Annotated in this window: 25 protein-coding genes and 1 tRNA gene; 14 read left to right on the top strand and 12 right to left on the bottom strand. The window is 35.6% G+C overall.

The window, feature by feature from the left end:
- Both V7S76_RS01075 and V7S76_RS01070 read right to left on the bottom strand, forming a co-directional pair.
- Positions 1 to 1140 carry a LegC family aminotransferase gene (locus V7S76_RS01075; RefSeq protein WP_459508151.1) on the bottom strand — a complete coding sequence of 380 codons (1140 nt, stop codon included), beginning with the start codon at positions 1138 to 1140 and terminating at the stop codon, positions 1 to 3.
- The gene (locus tag V7S76_RS01070) at positions 1133 to 2131 is read right to left on the bottom strand and encodes an NAD-dependent 4,6-dehydratase LegB (RefSeq protein ID WP_459508150.1); all 999 of its coding nucleotides are present in this window, start codon (positions 2129 to 2131) and stop codon (positions 1133 to 1135) included. The genes V7S76_RS01075 and V7S76_RS01070 overlap by 8 nt, the downstream gene beginning before the upstream one ends.
- A gap of 158 nt (positions 2132 to 2289) precedes the next feature.
- Between V7S76_RS01070 and V7S76_RS01065 the strand changes: the two genes are divergently transcribed.
- Genes V7S76_RS01065 through pnuC form a run of 7 tightly spaced genes read left to right on the top strand, consistent with a single transcriptional unit; the run spans position 2290 to position 9090 of the window.
- A complete protein-coding gene (locus V7S76_RS01065; RefSeq protein WP_459508149.1) occupies positions 2290 to 3045 on the top strand; it encodes a class I SAM-dependent methyltransferase in 756 nt (251 codons plus the stop codon).
- Positions 3042 to 4319 (top strand): glycosyltransferase, encoded by a 1278-nt coding sequence (locus V7S76_RS01060; RefSeq protein WP_459508148.1) that lies wholly within the window; start codon positions 3042 to 3044, stop codon positions 4317 to 4319. Before V7S76_RS01065 ends, V7S76_RS01060 begins: the two co-directional genes overlap by 4 nt.
- Positions 4312 to 5079: a glycosyltransferase family 2 protein gene (locus V7S76_RS01055; protein WP_459508147.1), complete on the top strand. Its 768-nt coding sequence runs from the start codon at positions 4312 to 4314 to the stop codon at positions 5077 to 5079. The genes V7S76_RS01060 and V7S76_RS01055 overlap by 8 nt, the downstream gene beginning before the upstream one ends.
- A gap of 20 nt (positions 5080 to 5099) precedes the next feature.
- The gene (locus tag V7S76_RS01050; RefSeq protein ID WP_459508146.1) at positions 5100 to 5867 is read left to right on the top strand and encodes a hypothetical protein; all 768 of its coding nucleotides are present in this window, start codon (positions 5100 to 5102) and stop codon (positions 5865 to 5867) included.
- Between the two features lies 1 nt (position 5868).
- Positions 5869 to 7860 (top strand): TonB-dependent receptor, encoded by a 1992-nt coding sequence (locus tag V7S76_RS01045; RefSeq protein ID WP_459508145.1) that lies wholly within the window; start codon positions 5869 to 5871, stop codon positions 7858 to 7860.
- Position 7861: 1 nt separating this feature from the next.
- Complete coding sequence (nth, locus tag V7S76_RS01040; protein WP_459508144.1) at positions 7862 to 8512, top strand: endonuclease III; 651 nt, start codon at positions 7862 to 7864, stop codon at positions 8510 to 8512.
- Positions 8509 to 9090: a nicotinamide riboside transporter PnuC gene (gene pnuC, locus V7S76_RS01035; RefSeq protein ID WP_459508143.1), complete on the top strand. Its 582-nt coding sequence runs from the start codon at positions 8509 to 8511 to the stop codon at positions 9088 to 9090. Before nth ends, pnuC begins: the two co-directional genes overlap by 4 nt.
- 159 nt (positions 9091 to 9249) lie before the next feature.
- On the opposite strand, the gene V7S76_RS01030 is transcribed toward pnuC, so the two are convergent.
- From V7S76_RS01030 to prfB, 4 genes are all read right to left on the bottom strand, one after another.
- Complete coding sequence (locus V7S76_RS01030; protein ID WP_459508142.1) at positions 9250 to 9609, bottom strand: hypothetical protein; 360 nt, start codon at positions 9607 to 9609, stop codon at positions 9250 to 9252.
- Positions 9602 to 9970, bottom strand: a complete 369-nt coding sequence (locus V7S76_RS01025) for a phage holin family protein (RefSeq protein ID WP_459508141.1) — start codon at positions 9968 to 9970, stop codon at positions 9602 to 9604. The genes V7S76_RS01030 and V7S76_RS01025 overlap by 8 nt, the downstream gene beginning before the upstream one ends.
- Positions 9971 to 10354, bottom strand: a complete 384-nt coding sequence (locus tag V7S76_RS01020) for a TraR/DksA family transcriptional regulator (RefSeq protein ID WP_459508140.1) — start codon at positions 10352 to 10354, stop codon at positions 9971 to 9973. It lies immediately after the preceding gene.
- Between the two features lie 167 nt (positions 10355 to 10521).
- Positions 10522 to 11596, bottom strand: a protein-coding gene (gene prfB, locus V7S76_RS01015) for a peptide chain release factor 2 (RefSeq protein ID WP_459508139.1) whose coding sequence is annotated in 2 segments (ribosomal slippage) — positions 10522 to 11535 and positions 11537 to 11596 — 1074 coding nt in all. Because the reading frame shifts where the segments join, the coding sequence is not laid out codon by codon here.
- 142 nt (positions 11597 to 11738) lie between these two features.
- Between prfB and V7S76_RS01010 the strand changes: the two genes are divergently transcribed.
- On the top strand, positions 11739 to 12098 hold the full coding sequence (locus tag V7S76_RS01010) for a four helix bundle protein (RefSeq protein WP_459508138.1): 360 nt from the start codon (positions 11739 to 11741) through the stop codon (positions 12096 to 12098).
- Between the two features lie 74 nt (positions 12099 to 12172).
- The gene (gene lpdA / locus V7S76_RS01005; protein ID WP_459508137.1) at positions 12173 to 13567 is read left to right on the top strand and encodes a dihydrolipoyl dehydrogenase; all 1395 of its coding nucleotides are present in this window, start codon (positions 12173 to 12175) and stop codon (positions 13565 to 13567) included.
- On the opposite strand, the gene V7S76_RS01000 is transcribed toward lpdA, so the two are convergent.
- Together V7S76_RS01000 and V7S76_RS00995 are read right to left on the bottom strand one after the other, a co-directional pair.
- On the bottom strand, positions 13562 to 14188 hold the full coding sequence (locus V7S76_RS01000; protein ID WP_459508136.1) for a 3-keto-disaccharide hydrolase: 627 nt from the start codon (positions 14186 to 14188) through the stop codon (positions 13562 to 13564). The two genes, lpdA and V7S76_RS01000, sit on opposite strands and share 6 nt — an antisense overlap.
- A gap of 20 nt (positions 14189 to 14208) precedes the next feature.
- The gene (locus V7S76_RS00995; RefSeq protein WP_459508135.1) at positions 14209 to 15528 is read right to left on the bottom strand and encodes a Gfo/Idh/MocA family protein; all 1320 of its coding nucleotides are present in this window, start codon (positions 15526 to 15528) and stop codon (positions 14209 to 14211) included.
- 438 nt (positions 15529 to 15966) lie between these two features.
- Between V7S76_RS00995 and V7S76_RS00990 the strand changes: the two genes are divergently transcribed.
- Positions 15967 to 16710 (top strand): hypothetical protein, encoded by a 744-nt coding sequence (locus tag V7S76_RS00990; protein ID WP_459508134.1) that lies wholly within the window; start codon positions 15967 to 15969, stop codon positions 16708 to 16710.
- Between the two features lie 383 nt (positions 16711 to 17093).
- Here V7S76_RS00990 and V7S76_RS00985 read toward each other — a convergent pair.
- Together V7S76_RS00985 and V7S76_RS00980 are read right to left on the bottom strand one after the other, a co-directional pair.
- Positions 17094 to 17184, bottom strand: a tRNA-Ser gene (locus V7S76_RS00985).
- Between the two features lie 170 nt (positions 17185 to 17354).
- On the bottom strand, positions 17355 to 18854 hold the full coding sequence (locus V7S76_RS00980) for a S10 family peptidase (RefSeq protein WP_459508133.1): 1500 nt from the start codon (positions 18852 to 18854) through the stop codon (positions 17355 to 17357).
- 113 nt (positions 18855 to 18967) lie between these two features.
- Here V7S76_RS00980 and V7S76_RS00975 point away from each other — a divergent pair, with 113 nt between their 5' ends.
- Genes V7S76_RS00975 through V7S76_RS00965 form a run of 3 tightly spaced genes read left to right on the top strand, consistent with a single transcriptional unit; the run spans position 18968 to position 22233 of the window.
- Complete coding sequence (locus tag V7S76_RS00975) at positions 18968 to 21058, top strand: nitrite reductase (protein ID WP_459508132.1); 2091 nt, start codon at positions 18968 to 18970, stop codon at positions 21056 to 21058.
- A gap of 1 nt (position 21059) precedes the next feature.
- The gene (cobA, locus tag V7S76_RS00970) at positions 21060 to 21857 is read left to right on the top strand and encodes a uroporphyrinogen-III C-methyltransferase (RefSeq protein WP_459508131.1); all 798 of its coding nucleotides are present in this window, start codon (positions 21060 to 21062) and stop codon (positions 21855 to 21857) included.
- Entirely contained in the window at positions 21847 to 22233 is a 387-nt protein-coding gene (locus tag V7S76_RS00965) for a RidA family protein (protein WP_459508130.1), read from the top strand. Before cobA ends, V7S76_RS00965 begins: the two co-directional genes overlap by 11 nt.
- 36 nt (positions 22234 to 22269) lie before the next feature.
- On the opposite strand, the gene V7S76_RS00960 is transcribed toward V7S76_RS00965, so the two are convergent.
- Positions 22270 to 23247, bottom strand: a complete 978-nt coding sequence (locus V7S76_RS00960) for a bifunctional heptose 7-phosphate kinase/heptose 1-phosphate adenyltransferase (protein WP_459508129.1) — start codon at positions 23245 to 23247, stop codon at positions 22270 to 22272.
- A gap of 1 nt (position 23248) precedes the next feature.
- The gene (gene moaA / locus V7S76_RS00955; protein WP_459508598.1) at positions 23249 to 24256 is read right to left on the bottom strand and encodes a GTP 3',8-cyclase MoaA; all 1008 of its coding nucleotides are present in this window, start codon (positions 24254 to 24256) and stop codon (positions 23249 to 23251) included.
- 57 nt (positions 24257 to 24313) lie between these two features.
- Here moaA and V7S76_RS00950 point away from each other — a divergent pair, with 57 nt between their 5' ends.
- The gene (locus V7S76_RS00950) at positions 24314 to 24559 is read left to right on the top strand and encodes a MoaD/ThiS family protein (RefSeq protein ID WP_459508128.1); all 246 of its coding nucleotides are present in this window, start codon (positions 24314 to 24316) and stop codon (positions 24557 to 24559) included.
- Positions 24560 to 24565 lie beyond the last annotated feature (6 nt).

Below are 24565 nucleotides of genomic sequence, written 5' to 3'. Positions count from 1 at the left end.
TTAAGGTCGATAACTACTTGGAATATTGATAATACGTTCTTCTAAAAAATGGGCATTGATTTGTTCATCTCTTTGGCAATCTTGGTACATCGGCAATCGGTGCATCAACTGCCAAATAGGTCGTGTCATTACGCCATTGGAATTTGTTTCATTTAAAAACACATCCCTTTCTGCTTTATTTTCTAATTCAAGACACATCAACCAATAATTCGCTTTGGTATTCGGCAATTCGGTTCTAAAACAAATCCCCTGCTCATCAAAAAAGCTTTTGTATTGATTGGCTAATACTCTTTTATTAGCCAAAATTTGAGGTAGCAATTCCAATTGAGCGCAAGCTAATGCCGCGTTTAAATTAGGCATTCTAAAATTATAACCCAATTCATCATGAAAAAACTCAAAAGGATGTGCTTTTTTAGCTGTGGTAGTCAAATGTTTGGCACAAATTCCCAAAGTGATATCATTTGTCACAATGGCACCTCCCCCACCACTGGTAATGGTTTTATTTCCATTAAATGAAAAAGTACCCATCTGACCAAAAGACCCAGTCATTTTACCATGATACTCCGAACCAATGGATTCAGCTGCATCTTCAACGATAGGGATTTTCCATTCATGACAAATTTGAATGAGTTCGTTCAAATGAACAGGAAAACCAAATGTATGCATAGGCAAACAGGCCGCTATTTTCTTTCCCGTTTTTTTATTGAAGCAATGTTCATATCTGATTTCTGCATGACCTTCTAGAAATTCCTTCACTGCCTTGGGCGATAAGCCCATCGTATCTAAATCAACATCTAAAAATATGGGTTCCGCACCATTGTAAGCGATGGCATTGGCTGTGGCGACAAAGGTCAAGGACTGCGTTATCACCTCATCACCTGATTGAACACCCACTAAACGCAAAGCAACTTGCAATGCAGAAGTACCGTTTACCACCGCAATCGCTTTTTGGGTTTGAGTAAACTCTTGTAAATTCTGTTCAAATTGATCAACAAATGGTCCTACAGACGAAACAAACGTTGAATCAATCGTCTCTAACAGATATTTTTTTTCATTTCCCAAAAAAATGGGTTCATGCAAAGGGATGAAATCCACCTGAGAAAATTGCTCTTTGATAAATTTTATCTCTTGATTAAACATTATAAATATCTGTTTTATACTGTTTCAAATTCTCCTCTTGACTAAACCATTGAATGGTTTCTTTCAAAGAATCTTCAAACGAATAAAGCTGTTTCCAGTTCGTATGCGACTTAATTTTCTCATTGGATCCAAAAAGCCGTTCAACTTCGCTTTTTTCTGGTCGTAATCGAATATCATCACTAATGATTTCCGCCTTTGGATTAATCAAATCAATGAGTTTCAAAGCTAAATCGCCAACGGTTATTTCGGATTGAGTGGCAATATTCACTTCATGTCCAATTAGGCTATCAGATTTGGCAATTTCAACAAAACCGTTCACCGTATCTTTCACAAAAACCAAATCTCTGGTAGGGTGCAAAGAGCCTAATTTAATTTCCGTTTTTCCTGCCAATAATTGAGTAATGATGGTGGGAATGACAGCCCTAGCAGATTGCCTAGGACCAAATGTATTAAATGGCCGAACAATCGTTAATGGCAAATTGAAAGATCGATAAAATGAATCAGCGATATGATCAGCCCCAATTTTGGTAGCTGAATAGGGTGATTGACCTTGTTTTGGATGTTTTTCATCGATAGGAACATAAAGTGCTGTTCCGTAAACTTCCGAAGTAGAGGTAACCAATACTTTTTCAATGCCTAATTCTTTGGCCGCTTGAATGATGTGTAAAGTGCCTTTAATATTGGTATCCACATAGGAATCGGGTGAATGGTAACTATAGGGAATCGCAATTAATGCCGCTAAATGAAAAACGACATCGCAGCCCTTCATGGCTTCTTTTACCCCATAAGGGTCACGGACATCCCCAGCAAAAATTTCTATTTGATTTAATTTCTCCTTGGGAAAAGTATCTAACCATCCCCAAGAATTAAAAGAATTGTAATACACAAATGCTTTCACTTTAGCACCTTCTTCTAATAATCGTTCCACTAAATGACTACCAATAAATCCATCCGCACCCGTGACTAATACTTTTTTATCCTTGATGATCATACAAAAATGAATGAGCTAAATAAATGAAAACTAAACTATAAAGTTACAATTTACCATTCATAAATTACAATCTATCCACTTAAATCTACTTTCTAAAACAAATTCAAATGTGTAAATTGCCTTTTCAAATAAATTAACTCTTTCAAATTCCCATTCTAATGGCCGAAAAGTCTCTAACTGATTATCAATTTTGGAAAAACTATTGGCTAAGTAAGGATCATTTGATTTTCAAAATCCCCAACAATTATCCTTTTACCAAAGAATTAAGATCAATTATTCGAGAAAATAAGAGTCAAAATTTAATTGAAATTGGTGGTTTTCCTGGATACTATTCAGTTTGGGCAAGCAAGGAATTGAATCTTAGTGCTACACTCTTGGACTTTGTCATCCTTCCAGAATTGGTAGATCAATTAAAAGTGGCCAATAATTGCACAGGCAATGTCTCTATTCTCGAAAAAGACCTTTTCTCCAATGAAAATAACTTACATAACTCATTTGATATAGCCATCTCAAATGGCTTGATTGAGCATTTTGAAGACACGAAAGATATCATCAAAAGACACATCGATTTTTTAAAACCAAACGGAACTTTATTTATTAGTTTACCCAATTTCAAAGGCTTAAATGGTTGGTTTCAAAAAACATTTGACCTTGACAATTACAACAAACATTACATTCCTTGCATGGAAATAGGTTTTTTAGAAAATATTTGCCGCGAATTAGATTTAGTTCATATAAACGTAGAATATACCGGCGGTTTTATGCTTTGGCTTGAAAATGAAAACAAACAACCTCTTTGGGTTAAATTATTCAAAAAAGCATGTTGGTTACCACTGAAAATATTCTTCAAAATCATCCCCATTGAATCCCAATTATTTTCACCGTTCATTTTAATTACTGCACAGAAAAAATGATCCAAGAAAGTCTAAAAATCGTTTTACTTTCTTACCACAATCAAAATGGGGGTGCGGGTATTGCCTGTGGTCGACTTTATAAAGCACTTAAACATGCCGGTCATGAGGTGCATTATTTGGTTCAAGAGAAAACAGGAGAAGATGAATCCATTGCCTTGAGTCATTCGGTTTGGAGCAAATTGTTAGCTTTTATACGATTTGTCGGCGAACGACTTTATTTTCGATTTTTTGAAAAGGATAAATCCATTCGATTTCTATTCAATCCAGGCATTTTTGGATCGGATATTTCACAACATCCATTGATTCAACAAGCCGATATTATTCATTTGCATTGGGTAAATTTTGGATTTTTATCCATTCAAAATATTCGACAATTAACAGAACTTGGCAAGCCCGTTTTTTGGACGCTGCATGATATGTGGGCATTTACCGGAGGTTGCCACCATAGTGGAGAATGTGATCATTACAAAGAGTTTTGTGGTCAATGTAAATTTGTCAAACAACCTAGTTTCCATGATTTATCTCATCGATTATGGAGAGAAAAAGTGTTCGCATTTGAATCGGAGCAGTTACGATTTATTACCTGTAGTCAATGGTTAGCCAATAAAGCCAAAGAAAGCAGCCTTTTGATGCAACATGAAGTTCATGCCATTCCAAATGCGATCAATTTATCGATTTTCAAAAATTCCGATAAAAGAATGTCCCGCGAGAAGTTGGGATTAGCCGTAGATAAATCCTATTTACTTTTTGTTGCCATGCGTGTTTCAGCTCCCAACAAAGGATTTGAATACCTAAAAGATGCGATTGAAATTTGGAAGAAAAATTATCCCAATAAGTCAGAAAATACCGAAGTTTTGGTCATTGGTGAACTTACCCATTCAAATTTGATGGACGATATTCCTTTGAAAGTACACGTGCTTGGTAGAATATCAAATGATTCCCAAATGGTTGATATCTATAACGCAGCCGATGTTTTCATAACACCTTCATTGGAAGAAAATCTGCCCAATACCATCATGGAAGCACTTTCCTGCGGAACAAGTTGTGTGGGATTTAACGTCGGAGGGATTCCTGAAATGATCAACCACCAAGTCAACGGCTACATTGCTGAATTCAAAAACAAAGAAGATTTAGCCCATGGAATACATGTTTGTTTAGAAAATTCGGTGAAATTTGGCGAGAAAGCTCGCGAGAAAGCTGAAAATCATTATTCAGAAAAATACATTGCCGAACTTCATACTCAATATTATTTAAACAGTTTGAATAATGTCTAAATTACTGAGCATCATAACGATTACTTATCAGGCAGAAAAGTTCATTCAACAAACCTTGGATAGCATCCATGAACAACATTTTCTGGATGAAATAGAATATATCATTGTAGATGGTGCATCCAAAGATGATACTTTGAAAATCATTGAAAATCATCCCATCAAAGTTGACCAACTTATTTCTGAAAAAGATCATGGAATCTACGATGCCATGAACAAGGGGATTCAAGCTTCTAGTGGAAAATACCTGCTTTTTATGAATGCTGGTGATACATTTGCAGATAAATCCAACTTAGAGAATATACAAAATAATCTAAGAAAAAATCCAGACGTATTGTACGGAGAAAGCATTTTTGTCAATTTGGAAGGTGAAAAGATAGGTTTACGAAGTGAAGTAACTCCTCACCTTTTACCAAAACAGATGAAATGGCAAGATTTTAAATTCGGCATGCCTGTTTGCCACCAATCGTTCATTGTTAAAAAAGAAATTGCGCCGCTCTATTCAATGGAATACAGATTAAGTTCGGACTTCGATTGGGTCATTAAGTGTTTAAAAAGGAGTCGCAGCAGTATAAATATAAACTCCCCGATAAGTCTATATTTAATTGGTGGGGCATCGGTCCAAAATTTAAAAAAATCTTGGATGGAAAGATTTACCATTTCCGCCAATCATTTTGGAACTATTCCAACCTTATTTTATCATTTGATTATCATCATCAGAGGAATTATCTTTGGAATCAAGCGAAAAGGAAAATATTGGTAAATAATAGACCGAACAGCCTCATGAAAAAAAAATACAACTGTTTTTTATTTCTTATCTTTTTTGTTCCATTGATATCATTCGGACAAAAATTCAAATTAGAAACTGGGATCGGCGGAAGTCAAATTTCTTGGTACGAAAAACAATTTACCTTGAATTTCAAAACCAAGATCAACTTTCAAAAGCCAGGATCCAGTAAATTATTTTTTCTAGAATTAAACACTTTAGGCAACATTGATCATTCCTTGGTGGATAAAACAACCTATACCTTTATAGTTCCTGATAATTACACAAATACCTTAGAAGGGGATTTATTTTCATCTTACCGAGGAGGAATGGCGGAATTTGGGATACAATTCAATCAAAAATTAGGCCAAAAACGCCCCTATTTATACCCATTACTTAGTCTTTACAGCAAATCGATTGCACGTAAAATTTCAGCTAATAAAACTGAATACGTAGAAGAAGAAAAAACATCCTTACATGGTATAACAGCAGGATTGGGCTTGCAAATTCCTGGAAAAATAGGCATTACCTTCGAAGGTCAATTATTTCAACCTTTGATTGGAAATATTATATTATATGGCCGATTTGTTGGCATACCTTACGAAACAACCCATCAAAAAAATGACCTGAGCTACCGTGCAAAATTCAATGCCAAGCATAACAAATTTGGATTTAGTCTTGTTTATGAACTATTAAACCTAGGTGCTGCCGTTAACAATAAATCCAAAAGTATCAACGCATCTCAAGCCGGTTTTTTGTCAACCTATTTAAGTTATTATTTTTAACATGAAAACGATAAAATTCAGTGTTCTAGTTATATTATTGAGTATTGGATTTTTCGCAAAAGGTCAAAACCTTGACAGTCTTTATTCCAGAGAACTTAAAACGGTCGTTGTCAAAGCTTTCGAAAAAAATCGAACTTGGTTGAACTCACCAGATGCCATTGCGATTATAGACTCCAATATCATCAAAATCGGCAATACCAATAGCTTTTTGCCAGCATTAAATTCACAAGCTGGCATCCGAATGGAAGAAAGGTCACCGGGCAGTTTTAGAATTGCTGTGAGAGGCAGCTCGTTACGTGCCCCTTTTGGAGTACGAAACGTCAAAGTATATTGGAACCAAATTCCATTTACAGATGCAGGTAACAACAGCTACTTTTCGATTCTCGATCCCGATTTATTTCAAAACATTGTTGTATCAAAAGGACCTTCCGGTGGATTATATGGAGCAGGAACAGGTGGTGTAATCTTGTTAAATAGCCAAAATTCCGACAAAAATTCCATTCAACATCAATCCATGTACCATTCTTTAGGTGGATTCAAACAAACATGGGACATTAACCTCGCTAGTAAATCCGTACAACAAAAATTATATACATCTTTTTGGCAACAAGAAGGTTATAGAGATCAATCAGCCTTAAAAAAACAATTAGTTAATTATCAATTCAATTATCAATTTGGCACGAGTGGCCAAGTTAATGTAATCGCCTACTATGCAGATTTGGCTTATCAAACGCCTGGAGGTCTGACCTTGAAACAATTTACTGAAAATCCCAAACAGGCTAGACCTGCTGCTGGTGCGTTCAAAAGCGCCGCTGACCAAATGGCCACTTTTCATATCAAAACGTTTGGAATAGGGACAAATATAGGTAATCAATGGAATGGAAATTGGAGTTGGAATTTCATTAACGCTTTTCAGAATAATCAAGTTATTAACCCAACCATTCGGAATTACGAAATTAGAAGTGAACCTAATTTTAGTTCAAGAACTGTGATCCATTTCAAAAAAGAGGGTTTTAGTCTGGACGCTGGATATGAATATCAAATGGGGAAATTCGACAGTCAAACCTTTGGGAACATAAAAGGGAGAAAAGATACCTTACAATTTACTCAAAACACCAGCATTCAACAATTAAGTAGTTTCTTTCAATCAGAATATGCTGGACTGGAAAATTGGAATTTCCTATTATCAGGAAGTTTGAATCATTATTGGACCGAATATCAAAATAATGAGGCCATTTTTTCACCAAGATTATCTATAATTAGATATTTAAACAAAAATCAAAATATATCCTTTAAAATTGCTAATGGATTCTCTCCACCAAGTATTGCAGAGTTAAGACCATCCACAGGCACCATCAATTATAAGTTAAAGGCTGAAAAAGGTTGGAATTATGAGCTTTCCTATCGGGGGCAAACAAATGATAAACGATTTCATTGGGAATTAAATGCTTACCAATTTGAATTAAATGAAACAATTGCCTTAAGGAGAACCGCAGATGGAGCTGATTATTATGTAAATGTTGGACAAACCAGTCAAAAAGGACTCGAACTAAGCCTAAACTACCTTGCCTCCTCTCATTTACAGTTTTTCACAGCCAGCAGTTTTCAAAATTATCGATTCAAAGATTATACGAGTTTAACAAAATCTTACACAGGCAACTTTTTAACAGGTACAAGTCCTTTTAGTCAATCATTTCTTGTCCTTTGGTCACCATTACCGAATATAAATTGGAGCAATCAATATTTATTTACAGATTATCTATATTTAAATGATGCAAATACGGATATATTGCCTGCTAGCCGAATTTGGAATTCAAAAATCACCTATTCGCATCAAACAGGAAAATTACCCTATCGTTTATGGATGAGTGTTGATAATCTTCTCAATGAAAATTATTCAGCGGGTCCTGACCTAAATGCAATAGGTTTAAGGTATTACAATGCATCTCCTTTAAGAAATTTCTCCATTGGCTTGCAAGTTCAATTGAATTAAAATGACAAGAAAAGAACGATACGATGCCTTTGTAAATCATTTTACACTCAATTTTCCGGAAGCGGAAACAGAACTACATTATTCCAATCCTTATGAATTATTGGTTGCCGTGGTATTATCCGCCCAATGTACAGATAAACGGATCAACCAAGTTACCCCTAAATTATTTTCCAGATATCCAAATGCACTCGAATTAGCTAATTCATCCGTCGAGGAAATATTTTCCTACATTCGATCCGTTTCCTATCCCAACAATAAAGCCAAACATTTATTGGGATTGGGTCAAAAAATAGTAGATCAATTTGAAGGAGAAATTCCAACTACTTTAGAAGATCTTCAATCATTACCCGGAGTAGGTAGAAAAACAGCAAATGTCATTGTTTCTGTTATCTACAATCAGCCTGCAATGGCAGTAGATACTCACGTTTTCCGGGTGTCGCATCGACTAGGTTTGGTGCCCTCAACAGCAAAAACTCCTTTTGCCGTCGAAAAACATTTAGTCAAAAATTTACCAACTGAAGTAATTGCAAAGGCTCATCATTGGCTCATATTGCATGGAAGATATGTTTGTGTAGCGAGAAATCCTCAATGCGACCAATGTAATATCACCCAATTTTGTCAGTTTTATCATAAAAAACTTTCATCTAAATGAACTTGATTTCCTATTTTTCAAGCAATTGGATTGAATTAAGTGGAATTGGTTCTTCCCTATTGGGTGTCTATTTTTCTATTCAACAAAAAGCTATTGCATGGCTTTGGAATATATTGGCTTCCATTTTATACGCCATATTATTTTATCAAAGTCGCTTATATTCCGATATGGAACTTCAAGGTTTTTTCGTTTTGATGGCCATATTTGGTTTATATAATTGGCAAAAAAATGAAAAAAAATGGATTCCTGAAAAATCTAATTGGAAAGGAATAATCATTGGAGTTTGCTTTGTTGGAGTATTTGGAATTATCTCTGGTTTCCTTCACGATTCCTTCACACAAAATGCTTCATTCCCCTATTTCGATTCAATGCTTACCGCATTAAGTATTTGGGGAACATGGCTGGCAGCCAACAAAAAAATAGAAAATTGGTATGTTTGGATTTTGGCAGATGTCTTATATACGGCGATGTATTTCCAAAAAGACCTTTATTTGACAGGTATTTTATATGTGCTATTTGTGATTTTAGCTATTCAAGGACTGATTAGTTGGAGAAAAAAGATGGGAAAGGAATTATGAATTATGAGTTATGAATTATGAGTTATGAATTATGAGTTATGAATTAAGAGTTATGAGAACTAAGAATTCACTAATTCGCATTATTTCCTATTACCTTACCCTATTACCTATTACCTTTTACCTATTACCTTTTACCTATTACCTATTACCTTTTACCCATTACCTATTACCTAAAACTTCAACCTCCTCCTTCGTTTCTTCCTGTTTTTCTAGACTATTGAGATATTCCATTAATTTATCTTTTGCCAAAGACAAAGCGAATGCGATGGCATAAGAGGTAATTGCGGAACCGATAAATGAAGATTCCTTTTCAGTGGAATCTTTTTTAGGTTTTGATTCTTTACCAGAAAAAAGTGAATACAGTAAATACGAACCTGCGAGAATTCCACCCACCATCAAGATTTGTCCTCCTCTTACTTTTGCTGTTTCTTTCAATTCCTCTACTTTATCAGATAGCTCTTGCTGATATGCATGCGCCTGGGCTTCCAATTGATCCCTTTTCTCTTTTGTATTACTCATCTTTTAGGTGTTCAGAAAAATCTTCCTTAGTATTTAACTCTTCATTTTCAGAAGTTTCCTCTATGTGTTTAGTAGATTTTTTTATGGTCAGCAGTAAAAGGACCGAAGCAACAAATGCGATTCCTGCTACGATAAAAAAACCTAAAAAGGTACTTTGTAAATAATCATTTAACCAAGCCGCTAAGCCCATCAAAACAAACAAGAAAGTTATTCCTATGGATAAAGCAGCTAAAAAATAATTGAAAATCCGAATCAACAACTCTTCGATTTTATCTTGAATATCTATCTTAATTATCTCAAATTGAGTTTTAAGATAGTTAGTCAAAAGATTCAAAATTCCACTGTTGTCGAAAATTCCCATTTATCGTTGTTTTAATTTAGCTTCAATAGAATGTTGTGTATGTGGTACCAAACGCAAACGTTCTTTTGAAATCAATTTACCCGTATCTACACAAACACCATACGTTCCATTTTTGATTCGAACGAGTGCCTTCTCTAAATTATTAGCGAATTTTTGTTGACGACCCGCTAATTGATTTAAATTTTCTTTTTCAGCTGTGTCAGCACCATCCTCCATTACTTTGGAATTACTTGCTGTCGAATCGGTTCCTGAATCATTTTTTTTACTCAATGTTTCCATCAAATAACTTAATTCAGATTTCGTTTCTTCTAATTTCTTTAGAATAATTTCTTCAAACTCCTTTAATTCTTCGGCAGAGTATCTAACTTTTTCTTCGTTTGCCATGTCTAAAACAATTAAATTTAATATGTCTAATTAATGCAATTAATTATCTGATTATCAATAATTTATTAAGTTTTCGTGGCAGGTAAATACAAAGATAAAAATTGTTACTAAATTTTCTGAATTTATTATTTTAAATGATCATTATCATAATTTATCAGACTCATTTGCTAATTCTCCATCAAATAGGCTTTAATAAATTCGTTAATCTCACCATCTAACACAGCATCGGTATTGGAGGTTTGATGGTTGGTTCGGTGATCCTTGACCCTTCTGTCGTCTAAAACGTAACTTCTGATTTGGGAACCCCACTCGATTTTCTTTTTGCCCGCCTCCACTTCTGCCCTGGCCGCATTTCGCTTATCAATCTCAATTTGGTATAATTTCGATTTCAATAATCGCAAGGCTACTTCCTTGTTCATTAGTTGGGAACGTTCCTGCTGACATGCAATAATGATCCCTGAAGGCCTATGGGTTAATCTAACTGCTGTTTCCACCTTATTGACATTTTGTCCACCTGCACCGCCCGAACGAAAAGTATCCCAGTCGATGTCCGCTGGATTCACATCGATTTGAATGGAATCATCCGCTAAGGGACAAACATATACGGATGCAAAGGATGTATGTCTTCTGGCATTGGAATCAAAAGGAGAAATTCGAACCAAACGATGTACCCCATTTTCAGATTTCAAATTACCATAGGCAAATTCTCCATCTACTTCTATGGTCACCGACTTAATTCCGGCCACATCACCATCATTTGAATCGACCAATTTGATTTTGAAATTATTTTTATCAGCCCACATTTTGTACATCCTTAAGAGCATGTTGGCCCAATCTTGAGATTCCGTTCCACCTGCGCCGGCATTGATTTCCAATACAGCACTCATGCTATCACCCTCATCCGACATCATTTTCCTGAATTCCAATGATTCCAAAAAATGTTCGAGCTTTTCTCCTTCCGAATCCACTTCGGCTTCCGTCGCTTCGCCCATTTCATAGAACTCCCAAATCGTCTCTAAATCACCTAAATTAGTTGATAATTGATCAAATCCTTCGGTCCAAAAACGTAAACTTCGTAATTCTTTTAAGGTCGATTCTGCCTTTTCTGGTCTATTCCAAAATTCTGGATCGGATGTCACCGTTTCCAATTCGGAAATTAAATATTTTTTCTGATCGTAGTCAAAGATACCTCCTCAAAGCCTCTATTCTGGCTTTCAGGTCATTAAACCTGTCTTTTGTCATTATATAAATTATGAGTTATGAATTATGAATTATGAGTTATACATTATTAGAAAGTTGATAATTAAATGATTTTGACTTTCAATATCAGTCATTCATATATTCGGTAACAAAGATAAACCTTAAATTAAGAAAAAGATAAAAAATGAAACCTAACCTAATCAGAGAAAAATCGATAGAATTTGCAATTAAAACATATGAATTATGCGAATTTATAGAAAAAAGAAAATTATATGAAATATCAAAACAGCTAAAAAGATCCGGCACAAGTATTGGTGCTCAAATATTTGAGTCAGAAAATGCTGAATCAAAGGCCGATTTTATCCATAAATTAAGTATTTCCCCAAAAGAGGCTAATGAAACCTTGTATTGGATTGAATTACTTAAAAGGCTTTTGATTGATGTTCCAATTATACTTAATGAGTATGAAGAAAAAGCCACTGACATAAAAAAAATATTAACAAGTATTTTAAAAAATTTAAAATCGACACAAAATAATCCATAACCCATAATTCATAATTCATAATTCCACTGTTTTATCGTAAATTGCGAGCTAAAATTAAATAGCAAGCAAAAAAAATGGCGCAACAATACGATTTAATCGTCGTTGGCTCAGGACCAGGTGGTTATGTAGCCGCAATACGAGCTTCTCAATTAGGATTAAAATGTGCAGTAGTGGAAAAAGAATCTTTAGGGGGTATATGCCTTAACTGGGGTTGTATTCCAACGAAAGCATTATTAAAATCTGCACAAGTTTTTGAATACATCAAACATGCTTCTGATTACGGAATCAAGGTTTCAGGAGCCGAAGCAGATTTCTCAGCTGTTATTTCTCGCTCTCGTGGTGTAGCCGATAGCATGAGCAAAGGTGTGCAATTCTTGATGAAAAAAAATAAAATTGATGTTATCATGGGTACAGGTAAGATTTTGCCTGGAAAAAAAGTCCAAGTAACGGATGCTGAAGGAAAAGTATCCGTATATGATGGAAAAAACATCATGATTGCAACAGGAGCAAGAGCTCGTGCATTACCAAACATTCCAATTGACGGAGAAAAAGTTATCGAATACCGCAAAGCAATGAGCCTTGCTAAAAGACCAGATTCGATGGTAATTATTGGTTCTGGTGCCATTGGTGTAGAATTTGCTTATGTTTATGCAGCCATGGGAACGAAAGTGACCATCGTTGAATTTTTGCCAAACATCGTACCAGTTGAGGACGAAGATGTATCAAAGGAATTGGCGAAACAATATAAGAAAATGGGAATTGACATCTTGACTAACTCAAGTGTTGAATCCGTTGATACCAAAGGTAAAGGTTGCAAAGTGAGTATTAAAACTCCAAATGGAAACCAAGAAATCAATTGCGATATTGTTCTTTCTGCCGCTGGTGTTATTTCTAATTTAGAAAATATCGGCTTAGAAGAGGTGGGTATCATCGTGGATAAAGGTAAAATTCCTGTAAACGCTTGGTATGAAACCAATATTCCAGGTTACTTCGCCATAGGTGATGTAACTCCAGGACCAGCTTTAGCCCACGTGGCAAGTGCCGAAGGAATTATTTGCGTAGAAAAAATCGCTGGACATAAAACAGAAGCCTTAGATTATTCGAACATTCCAGGATGTACGTATTGCACACCTGAAATTGCTTCTGTCGGTATGACTGAGAAAAAAGCAATTGAAGCTGGATATGATATTAAAGTTGGCAAATTCCCATTCGTAGCTTCTGGAAAAGCGACAGCGGCAGGTGCTCGTGATGGATTTGTAAAAGTAATTTATGATGCCAAATATGGTGAACTTTTAGGAGCTCACATGATTGGTTACAATGTTACTGAATTGATTGCTGAGGCTGTTGTGGTTCGTAAACTTGAAAGTACTGCTTACGAAATCATGAAATCTGTTCATCCTCACCCAACCATTTCGGAAGCCTTTAAAGGGGCTACCGAAGCGGCATATGGTGAAGCAGTCGACTTATAAAACTCTTACTTGTACACTTTTGTACATAATTTTACTCTTGGGATCATGTGCTTGTATAGCGATGGTCCCATTTTTTATTAATCTCATTTCTTGACCTTTATTTCTCAAAGGTTTTTCTGGCTGAGTGTAATCCACTACCGTAACTCCATTTAATTTAGTAACAATATGATTCCCCTTAACGGTGATAATCATTTCATACCACTCATTGTCCTTCACATATACCTCAGCACAGTCAACAATGTTGTATAAACTAGCTGATCTCCGCCAATCAGTGTGTGAGTTATTTACCTGAATTTCATAACCTTGCTTTGGCCATTCGTTTGGCAAAAATTCCGTATGTACATAAACTCCCGAATTGGCACCTGGAAAAGTCATAATTTGAGCTTTCACTTCGAAATCCTTAAAATCATGTTGGTTAAAATCACCATCATAAAACAAATGAGCTCTAGGTCCTTCTACAATTAATTTTCCGTCTTCTACGCGGAACGACTGCGGACTTTCGCTAACTTTCCACCCATCCAAATTTTTACCATTAAATAACTCAACCCATTTCCCCTTTTGGGCAAATGCTACTTGACTCATGATCGCTAATAAGGCGATAAGCACAACTTTTTTGTTCATAATTATAGGTTTTAAATTGATTAAACTTTCCATTCTTTATTCATTTTTCTGCCCAATAGCGCATTTGCTTCCGAATCTTTATCGAAAACCTCTTTCTTCGGATCCCAACGTAAATTGCGATTCAAGGCATAGGCGATATTCCCTAAATTACACACACTTGCCGTTCGATGCCCAATCTCAACATCACAAATCGGTTTATTTCTATTTTTGATAGCATCTAAAAAGTCATGGTAATGATTTTCGCTTTTATAAACATGCTTTTCATTCGTTCCAATTAATTTATCTTTCAAGCTTGCATTGGAGGTTTCTAATTTCTTACGTGCAATGCGCAAGGTGCCTTCGGTTCCCACAAACTCAACACCATTGTTCCATTCCCAATTTTGATGCGTCATGGTAATCCCATTTTCATAGGTATAGGTTAAATAAGGAACATCCTTACCATTGGGAACATCGATTTTTACAGGTCCAGAATGATCCATATCCAAGGCCCATTGAACAATGTCAAACATATGTGCACCCCAATCGGTCATACCCCCTCCGCCAAATTCTTTGTATTTTCTCCAATTCGGAAAAACATCTTTACTGATGGGTGGCGCTAATTCGGAATTAAAGCCAACGGCCTCATTGGGTCCAAGCCATTTAGCAAAATCCAATCCGGCAGGAATTTCTTCGGTAGGTAAATTGTATTTCTCAGGTGCAGGACCCACATTCACTTTAATACTTTTCACTTCTCCAATATATCCATTTCGAATTAATTCAACCGCCTGTCTAAATTCTGGCCATGAACGTTGCATACTTCCCGTTTGAAAAACACGATTGTGTTTTCTCGTGGCATTTACCATGGATCGACCTTCTTTGACCGTCAGGGAAAGCGGCTTTTCACAATAAATATCTTTACCAGCTTCTGCTGCACGCACCGCCATAGCTGCATGCCAATGATCTGGACTTGCAATCACAACTGCATCGATACTTTTGTTTGATAATAATTCCCGAAAATCAAGGTGATTTTTTAATTCTGGAACTGCACCCCATTTTTCATTTTTGGAATACAATTCTTTTACTCGATTAGTAAATAATTCAGCTTTAGCTTGATAAACTTCGCTGATACCAGCCAAATGGATTCGCTCAGTAGATAAAAAAGAATTCACCAATCCTCTTCCTTGCTTACCTGTACCAATAAAACCTAAATTGATTTTATCACTGGGAGCTAAATAACTAACTCCACTTGCGCTTTTGCCACCCAACACGTGTCGAGGCAAAATAATAATAGAACCGAGTGCTAAACCAGCTTTGGACAAAAATGCCCTTCTGCTAGCTTGCTCAGAAGCTTTTGTTTTCATTTTTTAATAGGTTTAAGAATTGTAAATGTAAATATTTCTGGGAATAATTATACCCTTTTGATGGAAAATTTGAGGTAAAATATAATAGGCAAGAAGTACGAGATTAGCATATGATGTACCCTTTCTTCTTCAAAAAATGAATAATAGCAAGTAAGGTGAACCATTATTTGTCAGCTTATGGTGTAAAATACACTTTCAAGGGAAGTGAATTTTAAAAATTTCGATATAGAGATTAGAATTTGGCTGAAATTTTAAAGAAAACAAACCTAATTTACCTAAACCATTTCTTTTGCCTTTAAAGAATTTTTTGGTTACCTTTTAGATCAGGACAAAAGAAATGCATATGAACTAATAATTTGCCAATTAATCATTCACTTTAGATAAAAATTCTTCCATCCAAATGAGGTTTGAATTATGACAATTTTTAAAAAATAGCAGATGAAAAATTTAGTCATTGCGGCCGTTGGAGATGACTCATGTCATACCTATTGGCTAAATAAAAAATCTAATTTTGATTTAGCATTGATTTATTTTGGGAATGATAAGCAGAAAGCTTTGGAGTATAGCCAGGATGCCGAATTTTTTATAAAAGCTAAGGGAAATAAATTTAAACTAATTTATCAATTTTATAAGGATTTTGAAAAAATCATTTCAGAGAATTATCGGTTTATTTGGATGCCAGATGATGATATAATTATTTCAGGTAGTGAAATCGATCGGCTATTTAAAATTACGGAAAAGGAAGGATTGATTCTTTCTCAGCCAGCCATGAAAGGTTATTTTTCTCACAGAATTACAAAGCCTAAATTTTTATCTTACTTGCGATACACAAACTTTGTTGAGGTACTTGCCCCTTTAATGGAAATTTCAGTTTTCGAAAATCTTTCGAGTACTTTCTGTTTAAATGAGTCTAGTTGGGGATATGAATTTTTGTGGGTTAAAATGTTAGGAAATCCCAAAGATAAAATCGGCATAATAGATTCAGTTGTCATTTTTCATACTAGACCTATTGGAAAAAATTATTCTAGATTCTCTGTCCACCCTTTTGAAGAACTAAAAGATTTGAATAGACAATTCCAATTGGATCTTAATTTGAATCATTTCAGGAGAAACTTAATCACCTATAAAACAGTATATAAAACATTTTACCCTTTCAAAAAACACGAAACGGATTTACACTAATTTTGATGTTTTTGACAACGATAAATTCAGTAAAATAATCACCTTGATTTGATGTAATCATTGAAAATACAATCTAAGTATATCTGATAATTAATTAGGCGAATCAGTCAGCTGACTGAGCGATTTTCACTCCGCATGCAGCTATTTTCTTTGACACTGACGCACATGCCCAAGCGCATTGTTAAAACTACGACTATCGCTGCTTTCAAATCTTACGTCGGTTTATCCGCAAGTTCATTTATATGCTATAAAATAAATAGTGATGGCTGAGGTAGCCAAAAGCGACAAGAAGCGAAGTGTAAATTGGATATTTCAACTCTTGATGGGCACTAGTGAGTAAGAGATACTCTTTTATCTTGTCCCTATCTTCGTTTTTTGAAAAATGGTAGAGGGGAAGGGATTCGAACCCTCGGTAAGCTTGAGACCTACACACGCTTTCCAAGCGTGCTCCTTAAACCACTCGGACACCCCTCTAAATTGAGTTTGCAAAGCTAATGATATTTTTGAGATGAGAAAAGAGAAGAGTGAAAAAGATGTATGAAGTAAAAGGTAATAGGTAAAAGGTAATAGGTAATAGAGGTAATTCTCAATTTATCTCTCCTATCTTCTCTCTCCTATCTTCTATCTTCTAATAACTAATCTTACTATTTAAATGAATCAAAAAATCCATCTATATCTTTTTTGAATTTCACTAAAGATGGTTGATGAATGTAATACATGTGCCCAGATTCATACATGCTAATTGAAATTCGATTACGTTGTTCAGGACGTAAAAACATGTGTTCAATATCATACAAAGCTGTAAAATAGGGCGTAGCGAAATCATAGTAACCACAGCCTAAATAGACTTTCAAATGTGGATTTTTAGCCATTGCATCGCGTAAACTTTCTGCGACATTTAAATATTTATTTTGAACATTGTTATAATTCCAAGGATAAACATCACCAAAAACTTGATAGGTCTTATCTTCTTTCCACTTTAAATCCTTTTGCAAATAATCATTAATCGTTGCAGTGAATGGTCCATCAATATTCGTAAAAGAAGGATCAAAATCCACATATTCGCCAGCATCATCTAAATTACGACCCGTAAAACGTGCGTCTAATCGACCAATAGATAAGCCATCAGCTCTCCTTAATGATTTATAAAATCGATTTTCATCCACACGTAAATTTGCTTGCAAGCATAATTCCTTACTTAAGCCTGTCCAATATGACATTTTTTCTGCTATTCTACTTTTTTCCTCATCAGACATCCACCCACCTTTTATCAAGGCTGTCGCATATTCACCTATGGCAAATTTTTCTGATTCCTTTAACACTTCTGGAAGTGGTTTGGACAACAAGTCCTGACTCAATTTTTTATGATACCAAGCTGCTGCCGTATAGGAAGGTATGTATAAAGCTCTAGGCAAATCATTTCCAACAGCATAATCATTTGTTCCAAAATTAAGAACTGCAGAAATTAAAATAACTCCATTGATATAAATACGATGACGATCCTGCAATTGCTTAGCTAAACCTGCTGCACGTGTGGTTCCATAACTTTCTCCCGCCAAAAATTTGGGTGATGCCCAACGTTCATATTTACTTAAAAATTGCTCAACAAAATTTCCGATGGATTCGACATCTTCCACAAATCCATGAAACTTACTAGGATTTTCCCCTTTCCCAGGTCTGGAAAAACCTGTTGAAACCGGATCGATAAAGACCAAGTCCGTTTTATCCAACCAAGAATATTCATTCGATATATATTGATAAGGAGCAGGAATTGCAGTTCCATCATCTTTCAAAAAGACTCGTTTAGGACCGACGCCACCCATGTGTAACCACAAGGAAGCAGAGCCTGGACCTCCATTGAAGGTAAATGTAATGGGCCTAGAAATCGAAGGATCATTTTCCTTTTGATAATAAGTGAAGAAAATTTTACTTACAACCTTTCCCGTATCTGATTTAATGGATAAATAACCCGTAAATGCGTTATAAACAATGTTTTTACCCGCAATACTAATACTATGCTTGGTTTTCACTACTTGCTGATTCAACAAATCAAAATCTTCGATTTTTAATTCCGAAATAGTTTTTTGTCCGAAAGCAAATTGACCCACTAGTAAAAAAAAGAAGACAGTATAGAATTTATTCATCCTGAAAATTATTTTAAAAACGAATATAAATATTCTTTGTCAATAAAATGTATTTTAGTAATTTTGGATAAAATCTATATATTATATAGACTAATAGTACTAAATATTGTAATATGCAAAGTTTTCGTTCAGAGATAGAAAATCCCATTGTTGAAAAAGACATCATTGATTTAGCGAATAAAATAGCGCAATTCCGAGCAGGGGAAATTCATGAAGAAAAATTCAGAAGTTTACGTCTTGCTCGTGGTGTTTATGGACAACGTCAACAGGGAGTTCAAATGGTGCGTATCAAGCTTCCTTATGGTAAAATAACCTTTAATCAATGGAAGAGAATTGCCGATATTTCAGATGAATATTCTATTGGAAATTTACACTTGACAACTCGCCAAGATGTCCAAATACACTTCGTTTCTTTGGATCGCACCCCTGAACTGTGGGCAGAACTAGAAAAAGATGACATTACTTTACGCGAAGCCTGCGGAAATACAGTAAGAAACATTACCGCCTCTCCTACTTCAGGTATAGATCCCAAGGAAGTTTTTGACGTGAGTCCTCACGCAGATGCGGCATTTAGGTATTTCTTGCGTAATCCGATTTGCCAAGAAATGGGCAGAAAAATTAAAATGTCTTTTTCAAATACCGAAGAAGATACTTCTTTAGCTTACCTACATGACGTTGGATTTATTCCAAAAATCCAAGACGGCAAAAAAGGCTTTAGAGTTGTAGTAGGTGGCGGATTAGGTGCACAGCCAATGTTAGCGAAAGTTGCTTTTGAGTTTCTTGAAGAAAATAAGATCATTCCATACATTGAATCAATTTTAAGAGTCTTTGATCGACATGGAGAAAGAAATTCTCGCCACAAGGCAAGAATGAAATTTTTGATTCAAAAAATCGGCTTTGAAGAGTTTGTCAATTTGGTAGAAGCTGAGGTTAAAGCATTGAAGGTACATACTTTTGAAATTGACGATGCAGCTAAATGGGAGGTGGAAATTCCTAACCATCTTTCCAATGTACCAGCGGATGATTCGAAAGAATATCAAACTTGGCTATCAACCAATACATTTGAACAAAAACAAGCAGGTTTACATGCTGTCTATGTTCGAATTTTGAATGGCAATATTTCAAGCAATACGTCTAGAAGTTTAATCGAAAAATTACAAGGATATATTGGAAATGATATTCGCATCACCATCAATCAAGGTATGATGCTAAAACATATTCCAATGCAGAATTTACCCTATGTATATGAGGTATTGAAATCTCATAATTTAGCCTCTCCGGGAGCTAATTCTGTAGCAAATATTACAGCATGCCCAGGAACAGATACCTGTAACTTAGCGATTTCTGATTCCACCAATATTACTTCCAAATTGGAAGAAGTTATTTCACAAGATTTTCCGGATTTGATTTTCGATAATGAAATCAAAATCAAAATTTCAGGCTGCATGAATTCTTGTGGGCAACATGGAATGGCATCCATCGGTTTTCACGGTTCATCCCTAAAAGCACCAGATAAAAGGGTTTTACCTGCCTTGCAAGTACTATTGGGCGGTGCAACTTTAGGTAACGGCGAAGGTAAAATTGCCGATAAAGTGATTAAAGTTCCTTCCAAAAGAGGTCCAGAGGTTTTACGGGTAATACTGAATAATTTTGAAGAAAATTCAACCGAAGGAGAATATTTCCATGAGTATTATGACCGTCAAGGTGAAAAATATTTTTATAATTTATTGAAACCCATCGCTGATTTACAAAACCTAAAAGAGGAAGAATTTATCGACTGGGGTGCTGCAGATGCATTTTATACAGAAATTGGTGTAGGGGAATGTGCTGGAGTAATGATTGACTTAGTGGCAACTTTGTTATTTGAATCGGAAGAAAAATATACTTGGTGTCAAGGTGCGTTGGATGATAAACGTTGGGCAGATGCTATTTACCATGCATACAGTGTTTTTGTTTCATCTGCCAAAGCACTATTGTTGGATAAAAGCGTGAGCGTTTCCAATCAAATGGCGGTAATCAACCGATTTGATGAAAACTTTGTACAAACTGGAGAATTTGCTATATCCAAAAACACGTTTTCTGAATTAGTTTTACAAATTAATCAATTTGAGCCAAGTGAAGAGTTTGCTGTTGCATACTCAAAAGAAGCGTTTGATTTTTTACAAAATGCAATTCTATTTAGACAACAAATAGCTGCGAATTAAGATGATTGATAATTTAAGTAGATTTAAGGGATTAGAACCTCAGCCACGATTAACTGTTGTGGGTGCAGGGCCTGGCGACCCTGAATTGATAACCTTGAAAGCAGTAAAAGCACTTCAAACTGCTCATGTCATTTTGTACGATGCATTGGTTGACATTTCTTTATTAGACCACTGCAAACCTACTGCTGAAAAAATATATGTAGGAAAACGTCCGGGAGAAAGTCATTCTCAAGATAAGATTAATCAATTGATTGTTGAAAAAGCCTATTCCTTAGGTCATGTAGTGAGGCTCAAAGGAGGAGACCCATTTGTGTTTGGTAGAGGACAAGAAGAAATTGAATTTGCTCAACAATTCGGCATCATAACAGGTTACATTCCAGGAATTAGTTCCTCTTATGCGGCTGCAGGAAGCGCAGAAATCCCATTGACCATGCGTGGAATTAACGAAAGTTTTTGGGTCATGACAGGCACCAAATCAGATGGAAGTTTAAGCAATGATTTGTCTTTAGCACTACAATCGAGTGCAACCATTGTCATTTTAATGGGTATGCATCGTTTATCGGAAATTGCACAAATTTGCAAGGATATTGGCAAAGGTGATATTTCAGCAGCCATTGTACAAAATGGAACCATGTCGAACCAAAAAATCGGAATTGGTTTTGCTTCTGAACTTGATAAAATCGCTCAAAAAAACGAACTTAGCAATCCTGCAGTGATTGTAATCGGGGAAGTCGTTAAAAAAGCGAAACCTGAATTGTGGGAAAAAATAAATAATTATCAAAAAAATAATGACAGATAGATTAAACATTTCAAGTGGTTCGCCATTTGAAGATACCTTCGGATATTGCCGAGCTGTAAAAACAGGAAATTTATTGGAAATTTCGGGAACAGTAGCCCTAATAGATGGTGAAAAAGTAGGTGCTGATGATTTTTATGCACAAACATATAACATCATTGAACGAATTGCGGTGGTGTTGGAAGAAGCAGGATCATCCATTCATGACGTAGTAAGAACACGCATTTTCACAACAGATATTTCGAAAAATTTGGACATCGCAAAAGCGCATGCCCACTTTTTTGGACAAGTAAAACCAACAACAGGTATTTATGAAATATCTGCCTTGATTGCTCCTCAATACAAGGTGGAAATTGAATTTACTGCTTGGGTAAAATAATAGTAACCCATTAAAAGGGGAATTGAATTTCCCCTTTTACAATTTTTCAGCCTCTTTCTTCAGCAAGGATTTTTGAATAGGTACAACACCCAACGATTCGCAAACTAATCCGCCTCCTAAATTCGCTATTCCAGCTATTTCTGTTGGACTTAAACCCAAAGCTAAGGCACAAGCTGCTATCGATATAACGGTATCTCCTGCTCCCGATACATCTGCAATTTGACGGATATGGGCAGGTATTTGAACTTGCTCTTCTGCAAAATCCATAAAAACTCCTCTCTCGGAGAGCGTAACAAATAATCCTTTGAATTTCTGACTATTTTTAAAATCACGCACCGTTTTTGCCAAATTATCCCCTTCAAAATCCTCAGAGGATAGACCTAGCCCATCCCTCAATTCATGTAAATTAGGTTTAAATAAAGTGGCGCCTTGGTATGAAAAGAAATTTTTCTTTTTAGGATCGACAACCGTCGGAATATTTAGTTCATTCGCCAGTACAATGATGGATTGTATTAATTGACCACTCAATACGCCTTTATCATAATCTTCAAAAATAATGACGTCAATTGATGGTAAAACCTCTTTGACTTTATTCAACAAAACCTCCGAAGTTTGACTACTGATGGCCTTATCTGTTTCGGTGTCTATTCTCAACAATTGCTGTGAACCAGCAATTATTCTTTCTTTCACCGTCGTAGAACGTCCACTTTCTACCTGTAAACCATTCACAGAAAGCCCTTCCTTTTCGAAAAGTTGTACTAATTCCTTCCCTGCATCATCATCACCTAACACAGAAATCATATAAGGTTTGGCACCTAAACTAGCGATATTCATGACCACATTTCCAGCACCACCCAATCGAGATTCTCGTTTAATGGCATTTACAACTGGAACAGGTGCTTCAGGTGAAATTCGACTAACTTTTCCCCATGTGTAGGCGTCAATCATCAAGTCACCGATCACTAAGACTTTTAAATCATCAATTTTCTCAAAAAAGTTCGTAATTCTATTCATATTAACCTCCAATAGTTGTCATTGATTCTTGAATGACATTCTTTCTATTTTTTTCAGCCTCAAAACCATCCAATGGCCTTTTGGTATTCAATGCAATAATTGTATTTTTAATTTCCTCATCTGAGGCATTTTGCCGAAGTAAATTCTTCAAATCATAGACGCCATCATCATACAAACAAGTCTTCACCTCCCCTTTGGCAGTAATTCTTAATCGATTACAAGTTCCACAAAAGGTACGGCTAAAAGCAGCAATGACTCCAATATTTCCAGCAAAACCGGGTATCTGATAATTCATGGCAGTATCACCATATTTATTATCCAAGCGTGCCAAATTTGGAAATTTCTCTTTTATATGTTCAATAATTTGGATAAAATCCCATTTCAAGGTTGTGGCGGATTGGCCTAAACCATTGAAAGGCATTTCTTCAATAAAACGAACCGAGACAGGATTATTTTCAGTAAATGTAGCCAAAGAATGTATGTCTTTATCATTTTTTCCATCCATGACAACAGCATTGATTTTCACTTTCATCTTGGCTTCTATGAGCGTCTGTAAGCTACGGAAAACCGCATCAAAATCATCCCTACGAGTAATTTGCTTGAATCGTACTTTGTCCAAAGAATCCATACTTAAATTGATGGATTGAACGCCCAATCGCAATAATTCAGGAATATGCTTTTCCAATAATACACCGTTGGATGTCAAGCAAATTTCTAAATTTTGAATTTTAGCAATTTCTTCCAAAAACTCCATCAAACCATTCCGTACAAATGGTTCTCCACCAGTTATTCGAATTTTACGTATGCCTAATTGATGTAAAAGGTGAACCACTCGGATCATTTCTTCCCAGGAGAGTAAATGCTTTTCAGGCATATATTTAACTCCTTCCTCAGGCATACAATAGAAACATCGCAAATTACAACGATCCGTTACAGCCAATCGCAAATAATTAATCATTCGACCGTGATTGTCGAAAAGTTGAGAAGGCTGTAGGTTAGCGTTTTGAATAATATCCAATATATTTGCGAAACAAGAAAACAAAGGTACAAAATTGCCTTCAATCAAATGCCTACTTATAAAATTCTCCTTTTCGGTATTACACGTGATTTACTCAAGCAAAAGGAAATTGAGTATTCCTGTGAACAAAAAATGAAGGCAGGCGAATTGCTGCAAGCCTTAAAAACCGATTTCCCCGAATTGAGGGAACTTCCATCCTTAAGAATTGCGGTGGAACAACATTTTCCTGAAAATGATTTCGTCGTGGAAGAAAGAATGGAAATTGCCTTGATTCCTCCTGTTAGCGGTGGCTAAAACAAG

This window comes from Aquirufa sp. ROCK2-A2 (genome assembly GCF_054558485.1).
Note: the sequence above shows the minus strand (reverse complement) of the source record. Positions and strands in the feature narration are given on the sequence as shown.

Excerpts from the sequence above, each read along its gene's own strand:
- V7S76_RS01050 (WP_459508146.1), top strand. The coding sequence starts at position 5,100 with ATGAAAAAAAAATACAACTGTTTTTTATTTCTTATCTTTTTTGTTCCA.
- V7S76_RS01045 (WP_459508145.1), top strand. The coding sequence starts at position 5,869 with ATGAAAACGATAAAATTCAGTGTTCTAGTTATATTATTGAGTATTGGA.
- V7S76_RS00960 (WP_459508129.1), bottom strand. The coding sequence starts at position 23,247 with ATGAATAGAATTACGAACTTTTTTGAGAAAATTGATGATTTAAAAGTC.
- V7S76_RS01030 (WP_459508142.1), bottom strand. The coding sequence starts at position 9,609 with ATGAGTAATACAAAAGAGAAAAGGGATCAATTGGAAGCCCAGGCGCAT.
- V7S76_RS01070 (WP_459508150.1), bottom strand. The coding sequence starts at position 2,131 with ATGATCATCAAGGATAAAAAAGTATTAGTCACGGGTGCGGATGGATTT.
- V7S76_RS00965 (WP_459508130.1), top strand. The coding sequence starts at position 21,847 with ATGACAGATAGATTAAACATTTCAAGTGGTTCGCCATTTGAAGATACC.
- V7S76_RS01000 (WP_459508136.1), bottom strand. The coding sequence starts at position 14,188 with ATGAACAAAAAAGTTGTGCTTATCGCCTTATTAGCGATCATGAGTCAA.
- pnuC (WP_459508143.1), top strand. The coding sequence starts at position 8,509 with ATGAACTTGATTTCCTATTTTTCAAGCAATTGGATTGAATTAAGTGGA.
- V7S76_RS00950 (WP_459508128.1), top strand. The coding sequence starts at position 24,314 with ATGCCTACTTATAAAATTCTCCTTTTCGGTATTACACGTGATTTACTC.
- V7S76_RS01010 (WP_459508138.1), top strand. The coding sequence starts at position 11,739 with ATGAAACCTAACCTAATCAGAGAAAAATCGATAGAATTTGCAATTAAA.
- V7S76_RS00995 (WP_459508135.1), bottom strand. The coding sequence starts at position 15,528 with ATGAAAACAAAAGCTTCTGAGCAAGCTAGCAGAAGGGCATTTTTGTCC.
- nth (WP_459508144.1), top strand. The coding sequence starts at position 7,862 with ATGACAAGAAAAGAACGATACGATGCCTTTGTAAATCATTTTACACTC.
- V7S76_RS01060 (WP_459508148.1), top strand. The coding sequence starts at position 3,042 with ATGATCCAAGAAAGTCTAAAAATCGTTTTACTTTCTTACCACAATCAA.
- V7S76_RS00990 (WP_459508134.1), top strand. The coding sequence starts at position 15,967 with ATGAAAAATTTAGTCATTGCGGCCGTTGGAGATGACTCATGTCATACC.
- V7S76_RS00975 (WP_459508132.1), top strand. The coding sequence starts at position 18,968 with ATGCAAAGTTTTCGTTCAGAGATAGAAAATCCCATTGTTGAAAAAGAC.
- V7S76_RS01075 (WP_459508151.1), bottom strand. The coding sequence starts at position 1,140 with ATGTTTAATCAAGAGATAAAATTTATCAAAGAGCAATTTTCTCAGGTG.
- V7S76_RS01055 (WP_459508147.1), top strand. The coding sequence starts at position 4,312 with ATGTCTAAATTACTGAGCATCATAACGATTACTTATCAGGCAGAAAAG.
- cobA (WP_459508131.1), top strand. The coding sequence starts at position 21,060 with ATGATTGATAATTTAAGTAGATTTAAGGGATTAGAACCTCAGCCACGA.
- V7S76_RS01065 (WP_459508149.1), top strand. The coding sequence starts at position 2,290 with ATGGCCGAAAAGTCTCTAACTGATTATCAATTTTGGAAAAACTATTGG.
- V7S76_RS00980 (WP_459508133.1), bottom strand. The coding sequence starts at position 18,854 with ATGAATAAATTCTATACTGTCTTCTTTTTTTTACTAGTGGGTCAATTT.
- lpdA (WP_459508137.1), top strand. The coding sequence starts at position 12,173 with ATGGCGCAACAATACGATTTAATCGTCGTTGGCTCAGGACCAGGTGGT.
- V7S76_RS01020 (WP_459508140.1), bottom strand. The coding sequence starts at position 10,354 with ATGGCAAACGAAGAAAAAGTTAGATACTCTGCCGAAGAATTAAAGGAG.
- V7S76_RS01025 (WP_459508141.1), bottom strand. The coding sequence starts at position 9,970 with ATGGGAATTTTCGACAACAGTGGAATTTTGAATCTTTTGACTAACTAT.